14 protein-coding genes are annotated in these 14,578 nt (G+C 39.7%); 7 read left to right on the plus strand and 7 right to left on the minus strand.

The annotated features are described in order from the left end of the window. Positions 1–22: 22 nt before the first annotated feature. Positions 23–2,962, minus strand: a complete 2,940-nt coding sequence (gene alaS, locus V5804_RS05415; RefSeq protein ID WP_369590360.1) for an alanine--tRNA ligase — start codon at positions 2,960–2,962, stop codon at positions 23–25. A 322-nt stretch (positions 2,963–3,284) separates the two neighbouring features. On the opposite strand from alaS, the gene V5804_RS05420 reads away from it, so the two are divergent. The 3 genes from V5804_RS05420 to V5804_RS05430 all read left to right on the plus strand — a co-directional run bounded on the left by V5804_RS05420 (position 3,285) and on the right by V5804_RS05430 (position 4,876). Next, on the plus strand, positions 3,285–3,545 hold the full coding sequence (locus tag V5804_RS05420; protein ID WP_369590361.1) for a hypothetical protein: 261 nt from the start codon (positions 3,285–3,287) through the stop codon (positions 3,543–3,545). A 102-nt stretch (positions 3,546–3,647) separates the two neighbouring features. Continuing rightward, positions 3,648–3,983, plus strand: coding sequence for a MerR family transcriptional regulator (locus V5804_RS05425; protein ID WP_369590362.1), 336 nt, complete (start codon positions 3,648–3,650; stop codon positions 3,981–3,983). Next, positions 3,980–4,876, plus strand: coding sequence for a diacylglycerol kinase family protein (locus V5804_RS05430; protein ID WP_369590363.1), 897 nt, complete (start codon positions 3,980–3,982; stop codon positions 4,874–4,876). The genes V5804_RS05425 and V5804_RS05430 overlap by 4 nt, the downstream gene beginning before the upstream one ends. 86 nt (positions 4,877–4,962) lie before the next feature. On the opposite strand, the gene V5804_RS05435 is transcribed toward V5804_RS05430, so the two are convergent. Then, on the minus strand, positions 4,963–6,003 hold the full coding sequence (locus tag V5804_RS05435) for a metallophosphoesterase (RefSeq protein ID WP_369590364.1): 1,041 nt from the start codon (positions 6,001–6,003) through the stop codon (positions 4,963–4,965). 119 nt (positions 6,004–6,122) lie between these two features. Between V5804_RS05435 and V5804_RS05440 the strand changes: the two genes are divergently transcribed. The 3 genes from V5804_RS05440 (at position 6,123) to V5804_RS05450 (ending at position 11,008) form a co-directional block, all read left to right on the plus strand. Beyond that, complete coding sequence (locus V5804_RS05440) at positions 6,123–8,168, plus strand: hypothetical protein (RefSeq protein ID WP_369590365.1); 2,046 nt, start codon at positions 6,123–6,125, stop codon at positions 8,166–8,168. Between the two features lie 2 nt (positions 8,169–8,170). Next, positions 8,171–10,285 (plus strand): ComEC/Rec2 family competence protein, encoded by a 2,115-nt coding sequence (locus V5804_RS05445; RefSeq protein ID WP_369590366.1) that lies wholly within the window; start codon positions 8,171–8,173, stop codon positions 10,283–10,285. Positions 10,286–10,366: 81 nt separating this feature from the next. After that, positions 10,367–11,008: a DUF4412 domain-containing protein gene (locus tag V5804_RS05450; protein WP_369590367.1), complete on the plus strand. Its 642-nt coding sequence runs from the start codon at positions 10,367–10,369 to the stop codon at positions 11,006–11,008. 83 nt (positions 11,009–11,091) lie between these two features. On the opposite strand, the gene V5804_RS05455 is transcribed toward V5804_RS05450, so the two are convergent. Continuing rightward, positions 11,092–11,418: a hypothetical protein gene (locus V5804_RS05455; protein ID WP_369590368.1), complete on the minus strand. Its 327-nt coding sequence runs from the start codon at positions 11,416–11,418 to the stop codon at positions 11,092–11,094. A gap of 185 nt (positions 11,419–11,603) precedes the next feature. Between V5804_RS05455 and V5804_RS05460 the strand changes: the two genes are divergently transcribed. Then, entirely contained in the window at positions 11,604–12,563 is a 960-nt protein-coding gene (locus V5804_RS05460) for an MBL fold metallo-hydrolase (RefSeq protein ID WP_369590369.1), read from the plus strand. A gap of 71 nt (positions 12,564–12,634) precedes the next feature. On the opposite strand, the gene V5804_RS05465 is transcribed toward V5804_RS05460, so the two are convergent. From V5804_RS05465 to V5804_RS05480, 4 genes are all read right to left on the minus strand, one after another. Next, on the minus strand, positions 12,635–13,507 hold the full coding sequence (locus V5804_RS05465) for an aldose 1-epimerase family protein (RefSeq protein ID WP_369590370.1): 873 nt from the start codon (positions 13,505–13,507) through the stop codon (positions 12,635–12,637). Positions 13,508–13,657: 150 nt separating this feature from the next. Further along, positions 13,658–13,888 (minus strand): hypothetical protein, encoded by a 231-nt coding sequence (locus V5804_RS05470; RefSeq protein WP_369590371.1) that lies wholly within the window; start codon positions 13,886–13,888, stop codon positions 13,658–13,660. 50 nt (positions 13,889–13,938) lie between these two features. Continuing rightward, a complete protein-coding gene (locus V5804_RS05475) occupies positions 13,939–14,229 on the minus strand; it encodes a HigA family addiction module antitoxin (protein WP_369590372.1) in 291 nt (96 codons plus the stop codon). 10 nt (positions 14,230–14,239) lie between these two features. Continuing rightward, positions 14,240–14,557 (minus strand): type II toxin-antitoxin system RelE/ParE family toxin, encoded by a 318-nt coding sequence (locus V5804_RS05480; protein ID WP_369590373.1) that lies wholly within the window; start codon positions 14,555–14,557, stop codon positions 14,240–14,242. Positions 14,558–14,578: the final 21 nt, after the last annotated feature.

Below are 14,578 nucleotides of genomic sequence, written 5' to 3' on the forward strand. Positions count from 1 at the left end.
ATGCTTCTTTTATGCCTAAAATTTACACCTGTTTTTGAATAACCGCTTTTGCTTTTTCGATGGCCGCTTTTAAACCCGCTGCAATTTTGCCGCCTGCCGTTGCATAAAAAGGCTGGCCACCGCCGCCGCCTTGGATTTCTTTCGCCAGTTCTTTAATGATGGCGCGCGCATCCAAACCTTTTTCTTTCACTAAGTTTTCCGAGATCATCACCGTTAAATTTGGTTTGCCATCAATCACTGCGCCCAAAACCAAAACCAGATCAGCCAAAATATCTTTGGTTTGATAAGCCAGACTTTTTAAAGCTTCTGCATTTGGCAAATCCACTTCTTCGGAGATGAAATTTATGCCGCTAAAAGAAGTATGCCTGGCAGCCAGTTCTTTTTTCAGGTTTGAGATCCGTTCCAGAACCGCTTTTTCTGCTTCTTTTTTAAGGGAAGCATTTTCTTCTAAAACCTGCTCCAAACTCTTTTTCAGATCAGTCGGGTTTTTTAACAGTTCTTTCAAAGCTTTGATTTCTTCGTTTTGCTGATGGATCAGTTCTTCAGATTTGATCCCGGTGATTGCTTCAATTCTTCGCACACCTGCCGCAACCGCACTTTCGGAAACGATTTTAAAGAAACCAATTTGCCCGGTTGCCTGCACATGTGTTCCACCGCAAAGCTCGATGGAAAACTTTTCGTCCATTGTTACCACGCGAACCACATCGCCGTATTTTTCTCCAAATAAAGCCATTGCGCCGGTTTGAGAAGCTTCTGCAAATGACATGCTTTGGATCACAACGCCTACATTTTCCCGAATTTTTCGGTTGACCACAGCTTCTATCCTGCTGATTTCCTCATCGCTTACTTTTGCAAAATGCGAAAAATCAAAACGCAAATAATCCGGACTAACCAGTGAGCCTTTTTGATTGACGTGGCTTCCCAAAACTTCTTTCAAAGCTGCATGAAGCAAGTGCGTAGCCGAATGGTTATTTTCGATGTTCAACCTTCTTTCGGGATCAACATAAGCGGTTAAAACATCCGAAATATCTTCCGGCAGTTGATCTACAAAATGCACAATCAAGCCGTTTTCTTTTTTGGTGTCCGTTACCGGGATAATCTCGCCATCCGGGAAAATCAGGTCGCCGGTATCACCAACCTGACCGCCGCTTTCTGCATAAAAAGGCGTTTTGTCTAACACGATTTGAAATTGTTCTTTTCCTTTGGCTTTAACTTTACGGTATTTAATGATGTGGGCAATGGTTTCTGTTTCTTCGTAGCCGGTAAATTCTACGTTATCGTCTTCTTTTAATACGATCCAATCGCCAGTATCTATGGCAGTTGCGGCACGGGAACGATTTTTTTGTTCTTGAAGAAGCTTTTCAAAACGTTTTTTATCGACAGTAAGCCCTTCTTCACGAGCCATTAACTCAGTTAGATCGATTGGAAAACCATAAGTATCTTGCAGCTCGAAAGCAAAATCACCACTAAGTCTTTTTACAAAATCATTTACCTTAATATCAATGGCTTGAATTGTTGTTTCTTTATTCAACAAATTTTGTAATGGAAGTAACTCCCAATTACTAAAACTTTTAAAAGAATTATCGAATCTTTCTACAATAAAATCTACGTATCGTTCTGTATTAGCATTAATTGGAAGACTTTTGTTAACAGATGCTAAATAACTCGGAATGTGATTAATATCAATAATTCTACCCTTAAATTTCCTTATTCCGTTTCCCAACGTCCTTAAAAACGAAACCTCCTCCTCCAAAACAACTTTCTGCACAAAATCTTTCTGCTCATTCAAATTTGGAAATACATCCTGAAATTGTTGTGCTAAAAGAAGCACCAAAGTATTTAAAAAAGGTTCTTTCAGATTGAGGTATTGATAAGCGTAACGCACGGCTCTTCTCAAAATCCGACGGATAACATAACCGGCTTTGTTGTTGGAAGGAAGCTGTCCGTCAGCAATGGCAAAACTAATGGCGCGGATATGATCGGCCATCACGCGCATTGCAACAGCATCATTCCAGCCTTCTCCATTTGGAACCGCGTTTCCAATATAAACTTTCCCACTTTTCTCCGCAATAAATTGGATCAGCGGCTGGAAAATATCCGTATCGTAATTAGAACTTTTGCCTTGTAAAACACGCACCAAACGCTCGAAACCCATTCCGGTATCCACGTGTTTGTTGGGCAGGTGAACTAAAGTTGTGTATAGCCACAAATTTTCTCCTTTCCACTTTTTTTCATCTATTCCACCAAACTTAACTGCATCTAATTTGAATTCTTCCTGGCCTCCATTTTTGCCTCCCCAAATTCTATTAAACTGCATAAACACATTGTTCCAAATCTCAATCACCTGCGGGTCATCAGCGTTCACCAGTTCAGAACCTTTTACCTTTTGCCTTTCACCTTCTTCCCGGTTATCATAATGAATTTCCGAGCAAGGCCCGCAAGGTCCGGTTTCGCCCATTTCCCAAAAATTATCTTTTTTATTGCCGGGCAAAATGTGGCTTGCGGGCAAAAACTGTTTCCACAGATCGTAGGCTTCCTGGTCTTTTTCCAGGCCTTCTTTTTCGTCGCCTTCAAAATAAGTTACATACAGGCGGTCTTTGTCAATTTTGTAAACTTCGGTCAGCAGTTCCCAGCTCCATTCAATCGCTTCCTTTTTAAAATAATCGCCGAAACTCCAGTTGCCCAGCATCTCAAACATCGTGTGGTGATAGGTATCAATGCCCACTTCCTCCAAATCATTGTGCTTGCCGGAAACGCGCAGGCAACGTTGTGTATCGGCCACACGCGGAAACTTGGCTGCTTCTTCGCCCAAAAAAATACTTTTAAACTGGTTCATGCCGGCGTTGGCAAACATCAGCGTCGGGTCGTTCTTCACCACAATGGGCGCAGAAGGAACGATCTGGTGTTGTTTGGATGCAAAAAAATCTAAAAATTGCTGGCGTATTTGGGAAGCAGTTAACATTGCGGATGCTGTTTTTATCGTATAAAAATTGTGCGGCAAAGATAGGGTTTTGAGGAAGTTTTAGAAAAGTTGCATGTTGTTTTGGTTGATAAAGAAAAATGCTTCTTTCAATAGAAAATTATTTAAGCGGGCTTTTAGCCCTTACTTTCGTTCTTTTTGCTTGAACAAAAAGAACCAAAAATTCAAGACAAACCCGATCCCTCCGGGCGTTTTGTCGGGCCTTTACGCACCTGGGCGACGACCTGCCGCTTTGGAATTTCCAGTGGTTATCTTGCGCTTTTAAAGGATATTTTTAAATGCTTCTTTTATCGGCATAAATTTGGTGGGATTAAAAATAGAAGTATTTGTTTTTGTTGAACTGTCAGGGCCGTTTGCAGGTAGCCGCCCAGGAGCGGTGGGAGGAATGCCGCCCGGAGGCGATCCGGCATTCTTGATTTCGTTGGTTCTTTTTTATCAAGAAAAAAGAACGGACAAGAAAAAAATAGTTTGTAAAATTCACCATCACAAAGCGCAGACCCAAAACAACTTCACCAATTTTTACCCGATAAAAGAAGCATCGGTTTTCAAAACAAAAATGGTTTGACAAGCTCGCCATGATAAGGCGAAGATCAAATAACTTCACCAACTTTTACCCGATAAAAGAAGCATCATCATAAGTTAACATCAAACCATTAACTTTACCGCCATGCCTTACAAAGAGAGAGACATCAATAAAATGTATTACACCATGGGCGAGGTTTCGGCCATGTTCAATGTAAACCAATCCATGATCCGTTTTTATGAAAAGGAATTTGACATCCTTCAGCCTAAAAAAAATAAAAAAGGGAACCGCTTGTTTACGCCCGAAGATGTGGAAAATTTGAAAATCATTTTCAATTTGATCAACGACCGCGGCTTTACACTGCAGGGCGCGCGCGATTATTTGAAACAAAACGGCAGCGAAGCGAAGGAAAGCCAGCAGGTGATCCAATCGTTGGAGAACCTGAAAAAATTTCTGTTGGAAGTAAAAGAACAGCTATGAAACTGCCCGAAGGTTCAGCTTTTTTAGTGGTTTACAATGCGCATTCTGGCGCCAAGGCCGATGAACATTTCGACCGTTTGCTGGAAGAAAAAAGCCACCAGTACAACTTCCGTTTCAAGGTTTACCGGATGGGAAATGATGACTGCGAAAAACACATCCGGCAGGAAATTGAAGCTTTTAAACCTGGTTTTTTGATTGCTGCCGGCGGCGATGGCACTTTAAACATCGTGGCCAAAATTGCGCCTGATTTTGATTTGCCGGTGATGGTTTTGCCTTATGGTTCGGCCAACGGTATGGCGCGCGAACTATCCATTCCAAACCAAATTGCGGCCGCTTACGATATTTTGGCCGATTATAAAATCAAGCCGGTTGATTTGCTTAAAATTAACAGTTTTACCTGCGTGCATTTGGCCGATGTTGGTTTAAATGCGCGGATTGTAAAACGCTTTGAACAAGACCCAAGGCGAGGTCTAACTACTTACGCCAGGCATTTATGGCGGGAAATTTTCCTGATACAAAGCAAGCGTTTTCTAATTATTTATGATGGCAAACCGATCAAACGCAAAGCCGTTTCCATCACTTTTGCCAATGCTTCCAAGTACGGAACCGGCGCAGTGATCAATCCAACCGGAACGATTGACGACGGCAAATTTGAATTGTGCATTGTAAAACGCTTTCCGCTGTTGAAAATCTTTTCGCTGGCCTGGAAAATGTTCCGCGGCAATTTGCAAACCAGCGAATATTTTGAAGTGATCAGCTGCCGTACAGCAAAAATAACCCAAAAAAAAGGCGTGGTGTTGCAGGTGGATGGCGAAGTGATCGGCAAGATTAAACAGATCGATATCACCATCCAGCCTTTGGCGCTCAAGCTTCTTTTACCGGCTGTTTCTTAAATGCTTCTTTTATCGCCTATAATTTTGTTTGCCATTAGTTAATAGCCGATAGCTAATTGTTGATAGCTGAAAGATGACAGATCTTCTCAATGCAGTTCGGCTTGGTAAGCCATTTTTCCCTGAGCATTTAATTCGTCCACAACCCAGGCTTCGGCCACTGTTTTTTGATCGGAAGAAAACTTCAGCTTAAAAAAACCTTTTGCCGCCAAAGCAAACTTGCCATACTTCCCTTTGCGCACATAAGTAGATTTGGAAGCCGCACCGCTCACGATATAATCTACCTGGTTTTTATAAATGTGCTGCAAATTGTGCTCGTGCCCGGCAGCGTAAATTAAGTTTGGGTGCCGTCCAAAAATAGCTTTCAAATTCTTGCGCAGTTCCCTGAAACGTAGGTTGGAAAGATCTTCGGGCGCACCAATATATTTTCGGTACAAAGGAAGCAACGAACCGATGACCGGCATCGGCATAAAAGCTTTCTTACGATAAATGGTAAGCGGAAAAAGATGATGTTTGAACTTGAATTTGCCGCCATGCAACGAGTAACTGTAGATGGGATAATGGCCGACCACCAATATTTTTTTGTTTATATTACGGTCGATAATATCCTGCAACAACGCGTAAAACTCTTCTTCAGAACTGGCCGAACAGCCATCTTTTGCACCAATCGGCCGGAAACCGCGCTGTATCCACCATTGTGTATTAATGGCGACAATCGTTAAATCATCATTGATCGGAACTTCTTTCGGACCCGGGCAGCCGTTGGAAGGCAGGTAAACATTCTCGCCGCCAAACAACTTTTCGATATATTTTTCCTGCCGGACCACGTAATCAAAACCATCGTCTTTGCCTTTGTTCCAATCGTGGTTCCCGGAAATAAAAATCACTTTTCCAGTATAACCTTTCACCGCTTCATAGTGTTTTTGAAGCACCAGTTCCGCATCGGCACGCAACCGGTCGCCTTTTTCGGGCAAACCATGTGGGTAAACATTATCGCCCAAAAATATAACTGCCGAAGGATAAGCATCGGGCAAATGCTGCTTCAACAATTCCATCAACGGATCAGGCTTATAACGCGCAATATTGCCCGAATCGCCAACTAAAATCACTTCAAAAACGGTCTCGGCCATGTGGTGCTGTTTTTATCGGTAATATTTTTTATTATTATTTGCAATAATAATTTACTTATTAATTAATTTTAATATTATTGAGTTAATTATCCTTTTAACAAATGCTTCAATATTTATAAATGCAGTATAAATGCCTGCTGCTGGTCATATTTATGTTGGTTACAAAATTAGTTGCTGCACAAACGGCGCAGGAACGGGAAATTGAAACCATAATTGAAGCGGCTGCCGAAAACCTGCCCGACGATTACGACTATTCGGAACTGATTGGCCAGTTGAACAATTACCGCCAGCATCCGCTCAACCTCAACAAAGCTACAACTACACAATTGCAAGACCTTTTATTTTTATCAGCGCTCCAAATTACGGCTTTACAAGAGCATATCCGCAACAATGGGAAATTGGTTGACTTGCTCGAACTGCAAAGTATTGACCTTTTCGACCTGCAAACCATCCAAAAACTGCTGCCTTTTGTAACCATTTCTGCTGATTTGGATTTTAATTTGATCAGCCTGAAAAACGTTTTTAAATACGGCAAACATGATTTCATCTTCCGTTATGGAGAAGTGTTGCAAGATCAAAAAGGTTTTGTGATTGCTAAAGATTCCAAACTTTCGCATTATACCGGCAACAATCAAAAGTTATTAGGCCGATACAGGTTTGATTTTCAAAACCGCATTCAATTCAATTTTAACATGGAAAAAGATGCCGGCGAACCATTTTTTGCCGGTAAAAACAGTATCGGTTTTGATTTTTATTCGGCCAGTCTGGCTTTTAAAAACTTTGGTTTGATCAACAAATTGGTTATTGGCGATTATTCGTTACAGTTTGGACAAGGCCTAAGTTTGTACACTGGTTTTAGTTTTGGCAAAAATGCGGATGCTACTTTGGTGCCTAAAGTTGCGCGCGGTTTAACGCCTTATTCTTCTACCAACGAGATTAATTATTTCCGCGGAGTTGCCACAACTTTAAAATTTAGATCGGTAGAATTTACGCCTTTTGTTTCTTACCAACCGATTGATGCAACCGTGCAAACCAAGGCAAATCCCGAATATATTTCTTCACTTGGCACAACCGGTTATCATCGAACTTTAACAGAATTGACCAATAAAAACGCGGCAGATCAATTGACTTACGGCTTCAATTTAAACTACAACAAACGCAATTTTAAAACAGGAATAACAACTTATAGCACACAATTTGAATATCCAATCCGGCGCCGGGCAAACAGTTACAACCAATATGATTTTGTTGGAAAAGAATTGGATAACCTTTCTTTTTATTACGATTACAGCTACCACAATTTTTATTTTTTTGGAGAAACAGCCAAAAGTTTAGGCGGAGGCGCGGCAACGGTAAATGGTGTTTTAACTTCATTTTCGTCCAATATTTCATTGGTTTTGTTGTACCGAAATTACAATAAAAGTTACCGTTCTTTTTACAACGAAGCTTTTTCTGAAACCACCAATGCCGTAAACGAGCAAGGTTATTACGGCGGTTTAAATTGGAAGTTTTTACAACGTTGGAATTTTTCTGCTTATGCCGATTTTTTTAAGTTTCCGTGGTTAAAATACCAGGTGAGCCAGCCCAACAGCAAAGGTTATGAATTATTGGGAAGGCTGACTTATGCACCAACACAACGCTTTGTAGCTTATCTAAATTATCGTTTTAAACAGAAACAACAAAACAACGATAACGCAAAGATCAAAATGTTGGACGAAGTTTCATATCAGGATTGGCGTTTGGATATTGCTTATCCGATCAACAAAAATATCAGTTTGCGCAACCGTGCCGAGGTGGTAAAATATCAAAAAGGTTTGCCCGCTGCCGAATACGGTTTAATGCTTTACCAGGATTTATTGTACCGGCCAAAAGCCACTCGTATTTCCGGCAATTGCCGCTTGGCCTGGTTTAAAACAGCCAGTTACGATTCGCGGGTTTACTCTTTTGAAAACGATGTTTTGTACAGCTACACCATTTTGCCTTTGCAGCATACCGGCTTCCGCACTTATGCAAACTTGCAATATACTTTTAAAAAAGGTTTGGATTTTTGGTTTCGCTACAGCGCTTATTTATACCGTGGCGAAAAAACAGTTGGTTCTGGTTTGGATGAAATTCAGGGCAACAAAAAGTCGGAAGTACGGCTGCAAATGCGTTATCGCTTTTAATTATGAAAAATACTTTTTTTATTGCCGAAAGCCCGTTTGTATTGTTGCTGATGCATCTTTTATCAGGTATTTTTCTGAGCGTAGTTTTTTCTTTTGGAAATATTTTACCGTTACTACTAACATGTATTTTTACAATTTCGTTTATATTTTGTATTTTAAATTGGAAATATGCCGATTGGAAAATCTACCGAAAAGCCTGGATTGGCGGCATTTTGATCTATCTATTTTTGTTTTTGTTGGGGATTTTTTTAGCCGAAAAAAATAAAGAAATCAACAACAGCAATCATTTTTCCAAACAAAAAGCAACAAGTTTATTAGTTACTATTATTCAGGAACCAAAACAAACCGGCAACGTTGTGCGCTTTAATACTTTGGTTACGCATACTTCTTTTAATGGCAAAATTTCAGTGTCTTCCGGAAGTATGTTGGTTGCTTTGAAATTGGATTCTTCTCAAAAAAACAATTTCAATTATGGCGATGAATTTTTGGTTCCAAACCAATACAAGCCCATTGATGCCCCTTTTAACCCAGCCGAATTTAATTACAAGTTATGGCTGCAGCATCAAAATATTTATTTTCAAACTTTTCTCAATCCAAACCAATATCAACTGATTACAACCAATCGCGGCAACCCGATTATTGCTTATGCACTTGCAATCCGAAAAAAGTTGGTTCAAAAGTACCAGAAATATTTGCACGATCCTGATGCTTTGTCGGTTGCTTCGACCTTAATTTTGGGTTACCGTGCCGATTTAAGTACCGATGTTTTGCAGGCTTATTCTAAAACCGGAACCATCCACGTCCTTTCCGTTTCAGGGATGCACGTGGCGTTGGTATATCTGATTATCAACTTATTACTTCGTTTTTTAAACCGTAAAAGAAGCGGTGTTTTGCTAAAAGCATTCATCTCCATTTTGCTGATTTGGGTTTATGCTTTGGTTACCGGTTTTTCGCCTGCCGTTTGCCGCGCCGCGGTGATGATTACGTTTGTGATTGTTGGAAGAACTTACAACCGGCATATCAGTATGCTTAACATTTTGCTGGTTTCGGCTTTTGTGCTGCTTTTGTACAATCCAAACTTTGTTACCGATGTTGGTTTTCAACTTTCCTATTTGGCCGTTGTCGGGTTGATTATCTTGCAACCAATTATCGAAAATTTATTAGAATTTAAACATCAATTTGCAAGAAGGGTTTGGTCGCTTTTATCCGTTTCTCTGGCGGCGCAATTGATCACCTTTCCAGTTAGTGTATTTTACTTTCACCAGTTTCCGGTTTATTTTTTGCTGAGCAATTTGTTTATCGTGCTGCCTTCTGCCTTAATTATGTATGTTGGAATTGCTTTCCTTTTCGTGCCAGATATTCCTGTAATTGCAAAACCGCTTGCTTTTGTTTTGGAAAAAAGTATTGTTGGGATGAACCAGGGTTTAAGTTGGATTGAACATCTTCCTTTCGGAAGTTGGAACAAACTTTGGATCACCGTTCCCGAATATTTAATCTTGTACACCATCATCGTTTGTCTGTTCGTCTGGCTGGTTCATCGTAAAAGCTTATTGCTGCAAGTTGGTGCTGTTTTTACCACACTTTTTTTAGTGTCCTTTTCTTACAAAAAGATACAAGCGCAACAGCAGGATGAAATTGTATTTCTAAACTTGCGTAAAAATTGTGGTATTGTTTTTAAAAATGGGAACGAGGCCGTGGTTTTTACCGACTTAAAAACTTCCGACAAAAGCTTTCAATATTCGGTACAACCTTATTTAGATAGTTGTAAATCAACCAAAGTTAGCTTTGTAAATTCCGACAAAAATTTTACCAATGCTGTTTTTAGCAAGCAAAATAAGTTGGTCCAATTTAAAAACCAATTAATCTTTGTGGCCGATAAAGGTTTTGAACAGCAATCTTTTTCGCAAAAAATAAAAGTGGATGCTGTTTTTATCACCCAAAATCCAAAGATTGACCTCGCCCAAATTTCTAAAAACCTAATCTTCGACAGGCTAATCGTTGCTTCGGACAATGGCGATTACCTCATCCAAAAACTAACCGGAGAAGCTGCTGCCGATGGCCGAAAAATAATTGTTTTGAAACGTAACAAAGCGTTTCTGTTGCAGTCTAACCTTTAAAATTAACGCTGCAATTAGAAATAAAAAATTAACTTGCATCTTTACAAAAAGAATGATTACTTTATAAAAAATTAATTAGACATGAACATTTTCAAAAACGCAGCACTCGCTTTAGCCCTTACCGCTATCGGTTTTACAGCCAGTGCACAAAAAATTTTTACTGAAGGCATTATAAATTATGATGTAAGTACAAATGGCAAACAGAATGAAGCTAAGACTTTTTTTAAGGGCGATTCTTCTTCCTATCAATCTCAAATGGGCCCTGCCAACATTAATATATTGTCTAATGTAAAAGGCAATTACATGGCATTTTTGGTAGATGTACCGGTTGCATCAATGAAAAAAGCTGCGGTTTTGACACCGGCAGACATAGAGCAAATGAAAGACCAGGAACCAAATTTTACGTTTACACCAACTTCGGAAACCCAAACTATTGCTGGCTTTAACTGCAAAAAAGTATTGGCTAAGGATAGCAAAAGTGGTTCAACTTCTGATGTTTGGGTTACCAATGATATTACCGTTCCTGCCAATAATTCAACTAAATACTTTGCTAATGCAGGTGGCTATCCGGTAAAATTCACAATTATGCAAGGAGGCCAGACGGTACAGGTTACTTTAAAATCTATCGTAGCCGAAAAAGTTAAACCCGGAACATTTGGAATCCCGAAAGATTTTGACAGGATAACTTTTCAAGAGTTAATGTCTATGGGCGGCGGAAGATAAGTTTTGCAAAAAAATGTTTTAAAACAAGAAAGCCTGAGGGAAATCCCTTCAGGCTTTTTTTGTTATTGGTCAAACTTGTTTCGTTACAAGATAAGGATCAAAAGCAAAATGATAATGATGATGGCGCCAACAGACAGGTAAATGCCGCCGCCCAAGCCGCGGGCCTGCGCTTTCATACTTTTCAATTCGGATTTTAATTCCTTTTTTTCTTCTTTGCTCAGTTGCGATTTGTCCATCGCTTTGATCTCTTCCACACGCGTTTTGATCGCTTGCAGTTTAGCTTCTTTTTGTGCTTCGGTCAAAGTAATTTCCTTTGCGGCGGGTTCTGTAATTACGGTAGCAGCTTTCAACTGGTTTGCAGAAAATGTCAGCATTAAAGCGGTCGTCAATAAATAAACTTTCTTTTTCATAATCAAATTGTTTTTGGGTAATTGTGAGAATAAATAAATGTAAAATTAAATGAATTGTTTTTACGATGGTCCCAAATTTAAGTTGTAATTATCAAATATACGTTCAATTGTTCCTTATTAATTAAGCGTTGTAAAACTTAAAGCGTTGGTTCTTGTTAAAAAGCAAATCAATAAAAACTATAATTATGACTGAAACACAAAGCATTGATCCGCATAAAAACACCAAAAGCGGTTACTTTGAAGTTGCGCCCGGTGTTTGGGGAATGAAAATTGTATTCGTAAATATTTACATGGTTGCTTCCGGCAGCCCGGACAGTAAAAAATGGGTGTTGATAGATGCAGGTTTGCCGCATTCGGCGCACAAAATACAAGCGATGGCCGAAGAGCTTTTCGGGCAAGGGACAAAACCGGAAAACATTATTTTGACACACGGCCATTTTGACCACCGCGGAAGCCTGCCGGAATTGTTGAAAATTTGGGACGTGCCGGTTTATGCCCATGATTTGGAACTGCCTTATTTAACCGGACTTTCTGCTTATCCGCCGCCCGACCCTTTTGTTGGCGGCGGTTTGATGAGTTTGACTTCCCCTTTGTTCCCGAACAAACCTTTAAACTTAGGCGAAAAAGTACAGGCTTTTCCGGAAGAAGGCGTACCGGGGTTGCCAGGCTGGCGCATTATTTTTACGCCCGGCCATTCTCCCGGCCATATTTCTTTGTTCCGCGAAGCCGACCATGTTTTAATTGCCGGCGATGCTTTTGTTACCACCGTTCAGGAATCTGCGATTGCTGTAATGACACAGAAAAAAATCATAAGCGGACCGCCGAAATATTTTACCTGCGATTGGAAAGCAGCCGGAATATCTGTACGGAAACTGATTGGCCTGCACCCGCAAATTGTAGCAACCGGGCACGGAAAACCAATGATTGGAAAAGAGTTTAAAAAAGCCCTGCAACATTTAGGCAAAAACTTTGCCGAAGAAGCCGTACCAAAACACGGCCGTTACGTAAAAGAAGCTGCGAAAACCGACATCGAAGGCGTAAAATTTGTACCGCCTGCGGTAAACAACCCGGTGATAACCACCAGTTTAATTGGGGCAGCCGCTTTAATTGCGTTTGCTGCAATTGTAAAGATTTACAAGAAGTAGAATTTATACCGATAAAAGAAGCATATCTTGATAAAACAGGAGATGCTTCTTTTATGCCCTAAAAATTGGTATTAACTATTCAGGCTGATGGTAAAAGCAGCTTCGTAAACATGGCCGTGGCCAACGCTTTCAATGCCTGGTTTTTGTTGAATATCAGTGGTTTGGCCTTCTGCATCTGCATAGCCCAGCCATGGTTCAATGCAAACAAACGGTGCGCCCGGCTTCGCCCAAATCCCCAAATCTTTAAAATCTTTGAAACTAACCGACAAGCTGTGGTTATGGTTTTTACTGCGGATGCTCACTTTTTTTGAGGTGATATTTTTGAAGACCAAAGCATCGCGGTCAAATAAATGTTTAGTATGCCACAATTTTTGATCTTGCAAAGGAACAATTTCGGTTTCGCCGCTTAGCAATCCTTTTTCCGAAAGTAAATGCGTTAGCAAAGGTTCAGAAGTTTCAAATTCCAAGTAATAATCCTCGTATTGTTCGTTTGGAGAAAACGGAACGCGAAAAGCCGGGTGCGCGCCCATCGAAAAGTAAATGGTTTTGTCATCCTGGTTGATTACTTTGTACGTTACGCGCAAATCCCGGCCGAACAAATCATACAAGATTTGAAATTCAAAACGGTAAGGATAAACTGCTAAAGTAGTTTCGTTGAAAGGCAAAGAAAACTTGGCGTGAGTTTGTTGTTCATCAACCAAAGCAAATTCAGATTCACGGGCAAAACCGTGCCGCTTCATTTGATAAGCTTGTCCGTCAACATGCAATTCGTTGTTGTTTAAGCCGCCCACAATCGGGAACAAATTAGGCGCAAACCACGGCCAAACAGCAGGATCGGCCTGCCATAGATGTTCGGTTTGCGTTTCTTTATTAAAAATGGAAGTCATCTCTGCCCCTTTGGTGCGGAACGTAACTTTTAAATATTCGTTTTCTATCGAAATCATCAGGTTTTGTTTTAGTTATCCTGCATAAACCGCTTTGATAACCGCTTTGTTTCTGTTGTTGAATTTTGGCTGCTGATTTTTAGGTGGTAAAAGAAGCATATGAGAATTTCAATTTATTATTTAAACAAAGATTAAGTACCTAAAATACTTTCACAATTCGCTCCTTCTTTCCCTGATAACTTCATCAGACAATGACCCTTTATAATCTTTTAAAATCTCCCAACCTTTTGCAAAAGAAAAATCATCCAATGTCAATCTTTTTTCAATAGACTTTTCAATTTCCTCTAAAAAAGTAACGATAACTTTTAATGGTTTTTTTGAGGCAATTTCCTCATCTAATTTTACAACACCGTTTTGGTAGGTTCCTGCGATTGCAATCATGTTTTCAAAAAACTAATTAAATTTTATTAAAATTATTAAAGATTAATATTCTAAACCTGTTCCAATTCACGGGCTTCTGCTAAATCATAAGCTGATTGCAAGCCTAACCAATACTCTGCACTTACGCCAAGGATTTTTTCTAATTTTACAGCTAAACGAGCATTGATATGGCGTTTTCCTTTAAACAATTCGCTCAAATGTCCGGGCAGTAAACCCAATTGCTGCGCTAAATCCGATTTTTTAAGTTTGCGCGCTTCTACTTCTTCCTGTAAAAGTTCTCCTGGATGAAAAGTAAACGCTGTTCTTAATTCGTTCCCATCTTTGTCAAAAACGTTTCCCATAAATCTATTTTTATGAATAGTGATTGTTTACTTCTTCGATGCAAATTATTTCCGCTCTGTTGTTATTTCCATCTTTCTCAATTCTGAAAATTATCCGATAAGCTTGATTAATACGAATAGAATGTTTGCCATCTAAATTACCAGACAACTTTTCAAAATGCAAAGATTTTACTACGCGTAAATCATTGGTATTTTGCGCTTGTTCTATTTGTATAACTCTTTTGATAAAACCTCGTTCGATTTCTTTGTTGAATTTTGGTTTACGTATTACATTGTTATCAAAAGAATAAATCCTGGCTAAATATTCGTCTTCAATAATAACACGCATATATTTTGTTAAGCTTTTATA

This window comes from Mucilaginibacter sp., assembly GCF_041088075.1.
Taxonomy (GTDB): Bacteria; Bacteroidota; Bacteroidia; order Sphingobacteriales; family Sphingobacteriaceae; genus Mucilaginibacter_A.

What these genes read in the sequence shown, in the direction of transcription:
- alaS (WP_369590360.1), bottom strand. Translation starts at nt 2,962, where the DNA reads ATGTTAACTGCTTCCCAAATACGCCAGCAATTTTTAGATTTTTTTGCA.
- V5804_RS05425 (WP_369590362.1), top strand. Translation starts at nt 3,648, where the DNA reads ATGCCTTACAAAGAGAGAGACATCAATAAAATGTATTACACCATGGGC.
- V5804_RS05430 (WP_369590363.1), top strand. Translation starts at nt 3,980, where the DNA reads ATGAAACTGCCCGAAGGTTCAGCTTTTTTAGTGGTTTACAATGCGCAT.
- V5804_RS05435 (WP_369590364.1), bottom strand. Translation starts at nt 6,003, where the DNA reads ATGGCCGAGACCGTTTTTGAAGTGATTTTAGTTGGCGATTCGGGCAAT.
- V5804_RS05440 (WP_369590365.1), top strand. Translation starts at nt 6,123, where the DNA reads ATGCAGTATAAATGCCTGCTGCTGGTCATATTTATGTTGGTTACAAAA.
- V5804_RS05445 (WP_369590366.1), top strand. Translation starts at nt 8,171, where the DNA reads ATGAAAAATACTTTTTTTATTGCCGAAAGCCCGTTTGTATTGTTGCTG.
- V5804_RS05450 (WP_369590367.1), top strand. Translation starts at nt 10,367, where the DNA reads ATGAACATTTTCAAAAACGCAGCACTCGCTTTAGCCCTTACCGCTATC.
- V5804_RS05455 (WP_369590368.1), bottom strand. Translation starts at nt 11,418, where the DNA reads ATGAAAAAGAAAGTTTATTTATTGACGACCGCTTTAATGCTGACATTT.
- V5804_RS05460 (WP_369590369.1), top strand. Translation starts at nt 11,604, where the DNA reads ATGACTGAAACACAAAGCATTGATCCGCATAAAAACACCAAAAGCGGT.
- V5804_RS05465 (WP_369590370.1), bottom strand. Translation starts at nt 13,507, where the DNA reads ATGATTTCGATAGAAAACGAATATTTAAAAGTTACGTTCCGCACCAAA.
- V5804_RS05470 (WP_369590371.1), bottom strand. Translation starts at nt 13,888, where the DNA reads ATGATTGCAATCGCAGGAACCTACCAAAACGGTGTTGTAAAATTAGAT.
- V5804_RS05475 (WP_369590372.1), bottom strand. Translation starts at nt 14,229, where the DNA reads ATGGGAAACGTTTTTGACAAAGATGGGAACGAATTAAGAACAGCGTTT.
- V5804_RS05480 (WP_369590373.1), bottom strand. Translation starts at nt 14,557, where the DNA reads ATGCGTGTTATTATTGAAGACGAATATTTAGCCAGGATTTATTCTTTT.